We start from the raw sequence: 11852 nt of genomic DNA on the forward strand, positions 1-11852 counted from the left end.
CTCCTGGTCTCCGGGCTCGCGGCAGCCGCGGCCCGGAGGCTCCGGGCATCATTTGAGAGTGTAGATGTCCAGGGAGAAGTATTTGTCGTTGATCTTCTTGTAGGTGCCATCGGCGACGATGGCATCAAGCGCGCCATTGAGGCGGGCAAGAAGCTCGGTATCTTCCTTGCGCACCGCCATGCCGACGCCTTCGCCGACATATTGCGGGTCCGTGATGGGCTTGCCGACCAGTTCGCAGCAGGCACCGTCATCCGTCTTTTCGGTCCATTCGAGCATAGGTATGAGATCGCCCACCTGGATATCGAGACGGCCGTTGACGAGGTCGAGATTGACTTCATCCTGGGTGCGGTACTGCCGGATATCGGCCGTACCGTGGACAGCCTCGGCATATTGCGACTGGGTGGCGCCCGCCTGGACGCCAAGCGTCTTTCCGTCGAGATCGGGCTTGTCGATAATGGATGCATCGCTGCCCTTTGGCATTACATAGGTCATCGCCGAGCGGTAGTAGGGCTTGGTGAAGGCGACCTTCTCCTTGCGGGCTTCGGTGATGAACATGGAGGCGACGATGACATCGTATTTGCTGGCGAGAAGACCGGGGATGATCCCGTCCCAATCCTGTGCCACCATCGAGCATTCGGCCTTGAGGTGGGCGCAGATGGCTTCCGCGATTTCGACATCGAAACCGAACAGTTTTCCGGACGCGTCCACACCGTTGAAGGGCGGATAGGCGCCTTCGGTTGCTATGCGCAGTTTCAGGGGCTCTTCAGCGTGCGCTGGAATGGCTGTGGCAATCCCGGCGGCTGCAAGGGCCGCAATGGCGGCAATCATCTTCAACGACATTCGTCCTCCCGCAAATCCGTTTGTAGATGGCATAAGCTTACGCGGGAGGCGCCAAGTCGCCTCATTTATATATCGGATTGGATATATAATTCTGGTGAATGCATCTTGAGATGCGAAAGCCATTTGCCGCGGCATCAAATCGCACGTTTGAGAAATGGCGATCCCGACAGGATTCGAACCTGTGACCCTCAGATTAGGAATCTGATGCTCTATCCTGCTGAGCTACGGGACCGCTTGGCTCTTCTCATAGCGTCACGAGGCCGTTTCGCCAAGGCGAAATCCATGGCCTTCCCGGCGCTTCGTCAGGCGGCAAGGGCCGTTTCGGCGAGCCGGACCCAGTAGCTCACGCCGTAGGGAATGGCCTCGTCGCTGAAATCATAGCCCGTGTTGTGGAGGGCAGGCGTATCGCCGTTGCCAAGGAAGATCAGCGCGCCAGGGCGTGCTTCCAGCATGTAGGAGAAATCCTCGCCACCCATGGTCGGGGTCACATTAGCATCCACATTCTTGTCGCCTGCGACCTCGCCCGCTACCGCTCCGGCAAAGGCTGCTTCCTCCGGCCGGTTGAAAGTTACGGGATAGTTGGGGTCGTAATGTACTTCCACCGTAGCGCCGTGGGCTGCGGCCACGCCCTCGCAGATCACGCGCATGCGCTTTTCCGCTTCGGCGGCCACTTCCTTGCGCAGGGAACGGACCGTGCCGGCAAGGGCCACCTGGTCGGGGATGACGTTGTAGGCGTCGCCGGCGTTGAACTTGGTGACGGAGACGACCACGGAATCGAGGGGATGCACATTGCGCGAGGCGATGGATTGAAGGCCGAGCACGATCTGGCTGGCCGCAACGATGGGATCGACCACCATATGCGGCATGGCCGCGTGGCCGCTGCGGCCCTTCACCACGATGTCGAATTCGGCCGTCGCGGCCATGATCGGGCCGGGGCAGATGGCAAACTGGCCAACGGGAATACCCGGCATGTTGTGCATGCCGAAGACGCGCTCGATCCCGAAGCGCTCCATCATGCCGTCCTTGACCATCTCGTTGCCGCCGCCGCCGCCTTCTTCCGCGGGCTGGAAGATGAGGGCCACCGATCCCCTGAAATTGCGTGTCTCAGCCAGATATTTCGCCGCGCCCAGGAGCATGGCCGTGTGGCCGTCATGGCCGCAGGCATGCATCCTGCCCGGCACTGTCGAAGCCCAGGGCTTGCCGCTCACCTCGTTGAGAGGAAGCGCATCCATATCGGCACGCAGGCCAATCGCCGGGCCATTGCCGAGCGTTCCGCGAATCACGCCGACCACGCCGGTGCGGCCAATGCCCGTCACGACCTCGTCGCAGCCGAATTCCCGCAGTTTCTGCTCGACGAAACCGGCCGTGCGGTGCACGTCGAACTGCAGTTCCGGATTGCGGTGCAGATCACGCCGCCAGGCGGTGATTTCTTCCTGGAGTTCGGCGGCGCGGTTCAGGATAGGCATAAGTGGCTTCCTTCAAAATTTTGCCCGGTTTGGATGGATAAAGGCCGGGTGACTGTGGCCTTCGCTGGCACCCGCTTCGGGAAAACCAGCACGGTCCAGGCGGCCGTTGGCGGCGCTGCGGCGGTGTCTGTCGGAGTTTCCGATGCAAAGTCCCTGTGAAGGGTGTATGCATCATTGCAGGGAACCCGCTTAAACCGCAAGGGTGCTCGTTGCCTTGGCCGCCTATATGTTTAGTCGGTGTGCGGGGAGCCCCTGGCGGGCTTTGCCAATCGGTGCCGTTATGCGTTAAATGGCGGCCAGCCGGCAAGGTGAGAGAGCCCTAAGCGGGGTTTTCAGGGCTTCGATTTCGGGGCGGGTGTTCTTGCGTGGCACCTGGGTATCCCCAGCGGGATGTCCCGACGGAAACAATTTGCCCGATGCTTCGGGCGGCAACGATATTTGGATGAGCTCATGTCTTCGATGAAATGCAGTGCTGCGTTTCTTGCGGTCCTGTTCCTCGGCCTGGTGACGGCCATATTGCCGGCAAAGGCGGGAGCGTCGATCGTCATCGATGTGGGGTCCGGAAAGGTGTTGTCGCATGAAAATGCGTTTCAGCGCTGGTATCCGGCTTCGCTGACCAAGCTCATGACGGCCTATGTGGCTTTTCGGACCGTCAAGGCAGGCGAGATGCGCTTCGATTCGCCTGTGCGGATTTCTGCAAATGCCGCCAAGGAGCCGCCGAGCAAGATGGGTTATCCGGTGGGCTCCGTGCTCACGCTCGACAATGCGCTCAAGATCATCATGGTGAAATCGGCGAACGATATCGCCACATCCATCGGCGAAAGCATCGCCGGCTCGGAGCGGGCTTTTGCCGCGCGCATGAACCAGACCGCGCGGCAGATCGGAATGACGGGATCGCATTTCGTCAATGCGCATGGTCTTTATTCCACCGAGCAATATACCACGGCGCATGATCTGGCAGTGCTCGTGCGCGCCATTCGCACGGAGTTTCCCGAGCACGCGCATTATTTCTCGCTCGAGGCCATTCAGGCGGGCGACAAGATCATGCCGAATTACAATTGGCTGATCGGCCGCTTTCAGGGGGCGGACGGCATGAAGACAGGCTACATCTGCTCGTCCGGTTTCAATCTCGCTTCGACGGCCACGCGAAACGGGCGAACGCTGGCGGCGATCGTTCTGGGCGCGCCCTCGCAGGTCAAGCGCGGTGAGAAGGCCGCTGAACTTCTGACGCAGGGGTTCAAGGCGCCTGGCTTCGGTGCGCCGACGCTCGCTTCCCTCACCCCTTACGGTCAGAATCGCAATGTCGCAATCGACCTGCGTCCGCAGATCTGTTCGAAGGAAGCGGTTGCCGAGCGTGTGGAGGAGCGCGATGACGAAGGGCGGCTGATGGTGAATTCGCCTTATATCCGCCCCATGGATCATGACCCCCGCCCCGTTCTCATTACGCTTGGCGGAGCCACCGGGCCTGAATCCAAGGCGCCGCGTTTTGCCAATGTGCCGATCCCCACGCCGCGTCCAGACTATAATCCGGGCGGTGCAGCGATGATCACCGGGCAAGGCGGCTAGATCCGACATGAATGGGGCGATGCGCATTCCACTGACCTTGGTGACCGGTTTCCTTGGGGCCGGAAAGACGACGCTCATCAATCGCCTGCTACGCGATCCGGCCCTTTCCGATACGGCGGTGATCGTCAACGAGTTTGGCGAAGTGGGCATCGATCATCTTCTGGTCGAGGAGGCATCCGACGGCGTCATCGAGCTTTCGGACGGCTGCCTGTGCTGCACGGTTCGCGGAGCCCTGGTGGATACGCTCGTCGATCTTGCCGCGCGCGTTGCCGATGGGCGGGCCGCGCGCCTGAAGCGGGTCGTCATCGAAACGACGGGGCTCGCCGACCCGGTGCCGGTTCTGCAGGCGCTTGCCGCCCATGCGCAGCTTGCGGAAGCCTTTTCCATTGATGGTGTCGTGACCGTCGTCGATACGCTGCACGGCGACGGGACGCTCGACGAGTATGAGGAAGCGCGGCGGCAGGTGGCCGTCGCCGACCGCCTGGTCCTCACCAAAGCGGATCAGGCACAGCCCGAGGCGCTGGCGCAGCTGGAGGCAAGGCTTGGTGAATTTGCTCCGGGTGCGGAGCTTGTGGATGCGGGCAAGGCCTCAGCCACGATGCTTATCGATTGCAGTGCACTTGATGCGGGCAGGCGTGCGGCGAGGGTCGCGCATGCGTCGCAGCATGATCATTGCCACGATCACCCCCATCATCATGGTGACGGCTGCGATCACGTCCACCGTCACCATCACGGTGCGCCGTTCGATACGGTGTTTCTCAGTGGAGAAGCGCCAATGCCGCTGGCGGTGCTGGAGGGCTTCCTCGATCTGCTGCGCAGCCAGTGCGGAAACCATATCCTGCGTCTGAAAGGGCTTGTGGAGACTGCCGAAACGCCGGAACGGCCGCTTGTCGTGCAGGGTGTGCGGCAAATCCTCGGCGCGCCGCGCTATCTGGAGCGCTGGCCCGATGGGACGCGTGGTGTGCGGCTGGTGGTGATCGGAACGAGCCTCGACGCTGAATATGTGCGCGGCATCTTCTCGGCCTTTACAGGCCAGGCGCGCATCGACACGCCGGATCGGGCCGCGCTGCAGGAGAACCCGCTGGCGATTGCCGGATATTCGACTGGCTTCTAGAGCATTTTGCAGTCAGGTGGAATCACCTGACGTCTGCATAAATGCGGAAAAACAAAGAGGTAGATCGGTTCAGGGTTTCCGTGGTGAAACCGTGAGCCAATGTAGAGCGCCCGGTTTCCCATTTGTGCATATTTCGGGCGTTTTTACCCGATTGCAGAACGGCTGAATCGGCCAGCCCTTTATGCGCCTCGCTCGACGAGAAAACGATGGCCTTCGCTCATCGACTCCGTGGAGACGAGCCGGTGGCCGCTCTCGTTGCAGAACGCGGGAATATCGATCACGGCCAGCGGGTCGGTGGTTTCCAGCCAGAGCTGTTCGCCGACCGTCATCCCGGCAAGACGCTTGCGGGCCTTGAGCACGGGAAGTGGGCAATTCAGCCCCCGCAGATCATAGATTTCCGGAGGGGTCATCAGCCGCCGAACAGGTTGCGCAGACGCCTCGTCACAGCGCTTGTGCGCGATTCCGCCGGCTTGGGCTGCGCTGCCGGAGCTTCCGCGACGGCCGCCGGTGTTTCGGAAGCGCTTGGATTGGGCGTGGGTACGGGCACGGAGCCGGTCGACATGGGAGCATCAGCCGGTGCGGAAGAAGCCGCAGCTTCCTGCCGATCCGGCGTTACCGCCTGCATGGCATTCTGGAGCCCGTTCGGCTGACCATCTGTGGTGTAGGCCGTGGTCGTTGCGGGTGCCGCGGGTGCCACTGTCGGCTTCGGGGCCGTGGCAATGGCCGTCGGCGTAGGATTGAGGCTCGGGGGTTCGCGGGAAACGCGTTCGCCACGGGCCCGGCGCTTGCTCCAGTCCGCGACCAGAAGCGCTTCCTTGTGGCCGGCGATGGAGGGCGCGGGCGTGCTCTTCGCGCGTGCGCCGAGCGCAGCCGAGAAAGCCCGGTCATATTGGGTCTGATATTGCTGATAGGCCATCATCAGCGAGTCCGGCTGACTCATCTGCGGGCAGGCGCCGGTGGGCGAGAAGCTCTGCCCCTCGGGTGCCTCGCGGTTGAACACATAGCGCTTCTCGCAGACATCCACCTTCGGCGGCAGCTTGGTCAGCTCGAAGTAATCGTAACCTTCCTTCAGCATTTTCCAGAAGGCGTAGTTCGGGTCGGTGCGGTAGCGGGCCATGTTTTCCGCCGTCATGCGGAAGGGGAAGGCCTGAATCTGGAAGTCGCGCTGGCCGCCTTTGAAGGCGTCGCGAGCGAAGGCATAAATCTCGGCCACCTGTTCGTCGGTCATCGAATAGCATCCAGCCGAAGAGCACGCGCCATGCACCATCAGATGTTGGCCGGTGCGCCCGTTGGCGCGGTCATAGGCATTCGGGAAGCCGATGTTGAAGGACAGGTAATATTGCGATTTCGGGTTCATCTGCCCCGGTCGCACCGTATAGAAGCCCTCGGGCGCCTGGCGATCGCCTTCGGTGAATTTCGGCCCCAGCTTGCCTGACCATTTGCAGATGTCGTAGCTGGCGATCACGTCGTAGCGGCCATTCTGCTTGGCCTTCCAGATCTCCAGCTTCCCTTCTTCCTTGAAGATGCGCATCATGACAGGGGATGTCTTGCTCATCCCCTTGGCCTTCATCGACTGCACGATGCGCTCGGGCAATTGCCGCTCTGCCTTGGGGGAAATGTCCTCAAGGGTCTCGTTGCAGCCGGCAAGCGCCAGCGCGGCAGACAGGAAGAGTGCGTATTTGCCCAGTCGTTTCATCGAGTGCTGCGTGTCCCGCCTTGGTGGCGCTTTCATCTGCGAATCCTAAGATGGCAGTTCGCTTATAGAAAATGAAGTATGAAGCCTCATACTTTCAATTTCATTACCCGCGCTGTTAGGGCCTAGGCCCATCTTGCGACCCAAGCCGCGCATTTTGTGCTTCTTTGTGGCGATTTGACGGCTTCTATGCGGCTCGCGCAGGGAACACAATCCCCCGTTCCTGCCACATGTTTGCGCATCTCCCGCTCACGACGGTTTTCGCCAGCCTGCGGGGAGCGCACGTTGGTTAGGGGTAGATTTCACGGTGAGATGAATATTTGAAATGAAATTCCAATGGCCCGGGATAATCGGAAGCCGGTTTCTTCACCGATGTCCTCAAAAGGCGTTTGATGAAAAATAATGCTGAAAGGGCGCCTTGCAGGGCGCCCTTTCAGTGCTTCATACGCAAGCGCCAAGGGCGCAACGGAGACTACAATGCACAAGTTGACGCTGGCCGCGGTGTTGCTGGCCACCACGATTTCAGGAGCCCATGCCGATACGATCCGGGTCGGTATGTCCGGCGGCTATTTCCCCTTCACCTTCGTCAAGCAGGACAAGCTGCAGGGCTTCGAGGTGGATTTCATGAATGCAGTCGCGGAAGAAACCGGCGACGAAGTTCAATTCGTGACGATGGGTTTTTCCGGCCTTGTCGGCGCGCTGGATGCTAAGCGCATCGACACCATTGCCAATCAGATCACCATCACACCGGAACGTGAGGCGAAGTTCGCCTTCTCGCAGCCCTATGTGATCGACGGTGCCCAGGTGACGGTGAAAAAGGGCAATGAAAGCGAAATCACAGGGCCCGAGAGCCTTAAAGGGCGGACGGTGGCCGTTAATCTCGGCTCGAATTTCGAGCAGCTCCTGCGCGAACTTCCCTATGCGAGTGAAATTGAAATCAAGACCTATGAGAGCAATCTTGCGCAGGATACCGCGCTTGGCCGGGTGGATGCCTTCGTCATGGATCGCGTGAGTGCTGCCCAGCTCATCAAGGAATCGCCGTTGCCGCTGGCGCTTGCGGGCGAGCCATTCTCCGAAATCCGCAATGCGCTTCCCTTCCGCAATGACGAGGAAGGCAAGGCACTGCGCGATCGCGTCGATGCGGCAATCGGCAAGCTCAAGGAAAACGGCAAGCTTTCGGAAATCTCCGAAAAGTGGTTCGGCACCGATATCACCAAGTGAGGGGGTGGCGGAAGCCGGAAACCCGGCACTGCCGCTCGCCTTACGGCGCCACAGCACCTGATGCCCCGCGAAGCCTTCTCCCGTTCCGGGAGAGGGCTTTCGATTTATCGTGGTAGTCTCGACCTTTATGCATTTTCACAACGAAAGAAGCAGGACCCGTGAGACCGCTTGATCTGGACTATATGCTCGGGCTTCTTCCCGTGCTCCTCAAATATGTCCCCCTGACGCTTGCAATGGCGTCGGTGGCGATGGTCCTCGCACTGGCTCTGGCCTCGCTGATGGCCATCGTCCGCGTGTTGCGCGTGCCGGGGCTAGACCAGCTTACGAAGGTTTTCATCAGCTTTTTCCGCGGTACGCCGCTATTGGTGCAGCTCTTCCTGTTCTATTACGGGCTGCCGCAGATATTCTCTTTCCTGACGGCCATCGATGGCGTGACGGCAGCGGTGATGGGGCTCACGCTGCATTTTGCGGCCTATATGGCCGAGAGCATCCGCGCGGCCATCATCGGGGTCGACCGCTCGCAATGGGAGGCCTCGCTGTCGGTGGGCATGACCACGGCACAGATGATGCGGCGGATCATTCTGCCGCAGGCCGCCCGGATCGCAGCGCCCACGCTGGTTAACTATTTCGTCGACATCATAAAGAGCACTTCGCTGGCCTTTACGCTCGGTGTCACGGAACTGATGGGTGCAGCCCAGAAGGAAGCGGCGGGCAGCTTCCTTTATTTCGAGGCTTTCATCATGGTTGCGATCATCTATTGGGTGATCGTGGAGCTTCTCACCATGGTGCAGCGGCAGCTCGAGGTACGGCTCGGAAAGGCGCATGCGCGATGATCTCGGTAAAGGGACTGACCAAGCGGTTTGGAGAGAACACCGTGCTCGACGGCATCGACCTCGATATTGCAACCGGTGAGCGGGTGGCGGTCATTGGACCGTCGGGTACAGGAAAATCGACGCTGTTGCGTTCGCTGAACTTTCTTGAAAAGCCCGATGCGGGGATCATCACCGTCGGCGATGTGACGGTCGACGCTTCCACGGCCAGCGCGTCGGAGCAGCGGGCGGTGCGGCGGCGCACTTCGTTCGTGTTCCAGAACTATGCGCTGTTCGCCAACAAGACGGCGCGCGACAACATAGCCGAAGGGCTGATCACGGTGCGTGGCTGGTCCCGGGCGCAGGCGCAGGCGCGCGCCGAGGAAATTCTGGCCACGATCGGTCTTGCGGAAAAAGCGGAGAGCTATCCGGCCGCCTTGTCCGGCGGACAGCAGCAGCGCGTTGGCATCGGCCGGGCCATGGCCGCGGATGCCGAGATCATGCTCATCGACGAGCCGACCTCCGCGCTCGATCCCGAGTGGGTCGACGAGGTGCTGCAGCTTCTCAAGCGGGTGGCGGATGCAAGGCAGACCATGCTTATCGTCACCCATGAGATGCAGTTTGCCCGCGACATTGCCGACCGGGTCCTGTTCATGGATGGCGGCCGCATTGTCGAGCAGGGGGCGCCGGAGGTGATTTTCACCGAGCCGAAGGATCCGCGTACGCGGGCGTTTCTCAGAAAGGTACTTTAGGGCGCCCGGCGCAGACCAGGGTACGGAGTGTACCCTAGAGAGCTTCATCGTTTCATGGAAACCCTGAGCCGCTCTCTCTCTTTGTTTTTCCGCATTTATGCAGATGTCAGGCGATTCCACCTGACTGCAAAATGCTCTAAAGGCTTCGGCCGATGGCCAGGAACTTCTCCCGACGGTGCTCGCGATAGTCGACATTGGCGGCTGCGAGGTCGGCGAAGCCTTTCTCGATCTGGGCGCCGGTGGCCTCGATGACCGCTTCGGTCCCGCGATGGGCGCCGCCGATGGGTTCCGAAATGATGCCGTCGATGACTTTCAGGGCCATCAGATCCTGCGCCGTGATCTTCATGTTGGTGGCGGCATCCTTGGCGCGGGCGGCGTCGCGCCACAGAATGGAGGCCGCACCTTCCGGCGAGATCACCGAATAGATCGAATGCTCCAGCATGTAGACAAGGTTTGCGGTTGCGATGGCGATGGCGCCGCCGGAGCCGCCCTCGCCGATGATCACGGCGATGTTGGGAACCTTGAGACTCAGGCTTTTCGACGTGGAGCGGGCGATGGCTTCGGCCTGGCCGCGCTCTTCGGCGCCAATGCCGGGATAGGCGCCTGCCGTGTCCACCAGGCTGATGACGGGAATGCCGAAACGGTCCGCCATGTCCATCACGCGCACCGCCTTGCGGTATCCTTCCGGGCGGGCCATGCCGAAATTGTGCTTCAGGCGGCTTTGGGTGTTGCTGCCCTTCTCCTGCCCGAGAATGGCAACCGATTCCCCCTTGAAGCGCGCAAAGCCGGCAACCACAGCTTCGTCCTCGCCGAAGGCGCGGTCGCCGGCAAGCGGTGTGAAGTCGGTGAACAGGCCTCGCACATAGTCAAGGCAATGCGGCCGGTCGGGGTGGCGGGCCACCAGCGCTTTCTGCGCGGGCACCAGTGAACGATAGATATCGACAAGCGCATCCTTGGAACGCTTTTCGAGGCGTGCGATCTCGTCTGCGACATCGACGGCCTCACCGGCCTCGGCGAGCTTCTTCAGTTCGAGAATCTGGCCTTCGAGATCGGCAATCGGCTTTTCAAAATCGAGATAATTGTACATTCACTCGCCAAATCGGGCTCGGGAAACCCAGAAGTTTCCCCTCGTTGAACATGGCCTGCCGCCAAGAATTGAGGCTCCAAATAACGATGATGGAGCTAATCGGCAAGCGGATGGTGCTTCTGAACCAGCTCAGTGAGGCGTTTTTCGAGCACATGCGTGTAGATTTGCGTGGTCGAAATGTCCGAATGCCCCAGGAGTTCCTGCACGGCGCGCAGGTCTGCGCCATTCTGCAGAAGGTGACTGGCAAAGGCATGGCGCAGCACATGCGGCGAGATTTTCGCGGCCGCAATACCGGCGCGCGCGGCGACCGATTTCAACTCTCGGGCAAAAACCTGGCGCGGCAGATGGCCGCTTTGCGAACTCGCTGGAAAAAGCCACGGGCTGTCGACCATGGCCGGCTGCGTTGCGCGCTCCTTCAGCCAGACCTGCATGGCCTCGCGAGCCTTGGAGGAGAGTGGCACGATACGTTCCTTGCCGCCCTTGCCGCGCACGGCAAAGAAGCGCTCGTCGCGCAAGGCGACCGTGACGGGCAGGCCAACCAGTTCCGAAACGCGCAGGCCAGAGGCGTAGAGCACTTCCAGCAACGCGTGAAGGCGAAGGGCGGCCAGGCGTTCCGGGCCATCAGCCGGGGCCTCGCGCGCTTCCGCAGCCGCACGGTCGAGCAGCCGGCCGGTTTCCTCTTCGCTCAAGGTTTTTGGCAGGGGGCGTCCCCGCTTCGGGCTGTCGAGAACGCCCGTGGGATCGTCGGAACGCAGGCCTTCGGCATAGAGGAAATGGTAGAACTGGCGCAGAGCCGAAAGCTTGCGTGTCTGTGTGGTGGCGGCGAAGCCCTGCGCGGCAAGGCCGGCGAGGAAGCCGCGCAGGTTTTCGGACCCCGCATCGGTCAGGGCAATGCCTTCCCCTGCAAGATGGGTCGCCGCATCCTCCAGATCGCGCCTGTAGGATGAAAGCGTGTTGTCGCTCGCACCGCGCTCTGCGGCCATCATTTCCAGAAAGGCTTCAATGCGCGCGGCGCTGCCGATCCTTGCGTTCATAGCGGGATGCTTACTGTGGCGGGTTCAGTTTCTCTGGGGGGATACGCACGCTGATCTCGCCGGTTTGCGGTTGAACGAAGGTCGCCAGGGCCACCATTGCCCCATAAACCAACCCCGCCAGCACAGCGATGATGACCACAAGCCGAAAAAGTGTCGGCATACGTCCGTCCCGAATTCCTGTTTCCCAGTCCCCACTCCGTTATGGGATGCCGGTCCTTTCAATGCAAGGGTAAGTGCTGATAACTGTCTGGCGAGCTTGACGGATTGCGG

The 11852-nt window shown here is 61.0% G+C and carries 12 protein-coding genes and 1 tRNA gene; 5 read left to right on the plus strand and 8 right to left on the minus strand.

The window, feature by feature from the left end; genetic code table 11:
- Nucleotides 1-48 precede the first annotated feature (48 nt).
- The 3 genes from NA8A_RS13040 to NA8A_RS13050 all read right to left on the minus strand — a co-directional run bounded on the left by NA8A_RS13040 (nt 49) and on the right by NA8A_RS13050 (nt 2306).
- Nucleotides 49-840, minus strand: coding sequence for a transporter substrate-binding domain-containing protein (locus NA8A_RS13040; protein ID WP_009450778.1), 792 nt, complete (start codon nt 838-840; stop codon nt 49-51).
- 155 nt (nt 841-995) lie between these two features.
- Nucleotides 996-1072, minus strand: a tRNA-Arg gene (locus tag NA8A_RS13045).
- Nucleotides 1073-1142: 70 nt separating this feature from the next.
- The gene (locus NA8A_RS13050; RefSeq protein WP_009450779.1) at nt 1143-2306 is read right to left on the minus strand and encodes a M20 aminoacylase family protein; all 1164 of its coding nucleotides are present in this window, start codon (nt 2304-2306) and stop codon (nt 1143-1145) included.
- 450 nt (nt 2307-2756) lie between these two features.
- On the opposite strand from NA8A_RS13050, the gene NA8A_RS13055 reads away from it, so the two are divergent.
- The gene (locus tag NA8A_RS13055) at nt 2757-3872 is read left to right on the plus strand and encodes a D-alanyl-D-alanine carboxypeptidase family protein (protein ID WP_009450780.1); all 1116 of its coding nucleotides are present in this window, start codon (nt 2757-2759) and stop codon (nt 3870-3872) included.
- Between the two features lie 19 nt (nt 3873-3891).
- Nucleotides 3892-4986 carry a CobW family GTP-binding protein gene (locus tag NA8A_RS13060; RefSeq protein ID WP_009450781.1) on the plus strand — a complete coding sequence of 365 codons (1095 nt, stop codon included), beginning with the start codon at nt 3892-3894 and terminating at the stop codon, nt 4984-4986.
- Nucleotides 4987-5165: 179 nt separating this feature from the next.
- On the opposite strand, the gene NA8A_RS13065 is transcribed toward NA8A_RS13060, so the two are convergent.
- Nucleotides 5166-5396: a sulfurtransferase TusA family protein gene (locus tag NA8A_RS13065; RefSeq protein WP_009450782.1), complete on the minus strand. Its 231-nt coding sequence runs from the start codon at nt 5394-5396 to the stop codon at nt 5166-5168.
- Nucleotides 5396-6682, minus strand: coding sequence for a L,D-transpeptidase family protein (locus NA8A_RS13070; RefSeq protein WP_009450783.1), 1287 nt, complete (start codon nt 6680-6682; stop codon nt 5396-5398). The genes NA8A_RS13065 and NA8A_RS13070 overlap by 1 nt, the downstream gene beginning before the upstream one ends.
- Nucleotides 6683-7156: 474 nt before the next feature.
- On the opposite strand from NA8A_RS13070, the gene NA8A_RS13075 reads away from it, so the two are divergent.
- From NA8A_RS13075 to NA8A_RS13085, 3 genes are all read left to right on the plus strand, one after another.
- The gene (locus NA8A_RS13075; RefSeq protein WP_040672592.1) at nt 7157-7900 is read left to right on the plus strand and encodes an amino acid ABC transporter substrate-binding protein; all 744 of its coding nucleotides are present in this window, start codon (nt 7157-7159) and stop codon (nt 7898-7900) included.
- 158 nt (nt 7901-8058) lie between these two features.
- The gene (locus NA8A_RS13080; protein ID WP_009450785.1) at nt 8059-8733 is read left to right on the plus strand and encodes an amino acid ABC transporter permease; all 675 of its coding nucleotides are present in this window, start codon (nt 8059-8061) and stop codon (nt 8731-8733) included.
- Nucleotides 8730-9461: an amino acid ABC transporter ATP-binding protein gene (locus NA8A_RS13085; protein WP_009450786.1), complete on the plus strand. Its 732-nt coding sequence runs from the start codon at nt 8730-8732 to the stop codon at nt 9459-9461. The genes NA8A_RS13080 and NA8A_RS13085 overlap by 4 nt, the downstream gene beginning before the upstream one ends.
- Before the next feature lie 136 nt (nt 9462-9597).
- Here the strand turns inward: NA8A_RS13085 and NA8A_RS13090 are convergent, their stop codons facing one another.
- From NA8A_RS13090 to NA8A_RS13100, 3 genes are all read right to left on the minus strand, one after another.
- Nucleotides 9598-10548 (minus strand): acetyl-CoA carboxylase carboxyltransferase subunit alpha, encoded by a 951-nt coding sequence (locus tag NA8A_RS13090; RefSeq protein ID WP_009450787.1) that lies wholly within the window; start codon nt 10546-10548, stop codon nt 9598-9600.
- Between the two features lie 95 nt (nt 10549-10643).
- A complete protein-coding gene (gene xerD / locus NA8A_RS13095) occupies nt 10644-11570 on the minus strand; it encodes a site-specific tyrosine recombinase XerD (protein ID WP_040672593.1) in 927 nt (308 codons plus the stop codon).
- A gap of 22 nt (nt 11571-11592) precedes the next feature.
- On the minus strand, nt 11593-11742 hold the full coding sequence (locus tag NA8A_RS13100; protein WP_009450789.1) for a hypothetical protein: 150 nt from the start codon (nt 11740-11742) through the stop codon (nt 11593-11595).
- Between the last annotated feature and the right edge of the window lie 110 nt (nt 11743-11852).

This window comes from Nitratireductor indicus C115, assembly GCF_000300515.1.
GTDB classification, from domain to species: Bacteria; Pseudomonadota; Alphaproteobacteria; order Rhizobiales; family Rhizobiaceae; genus Nitratireductor; species Nitratireductor indicus.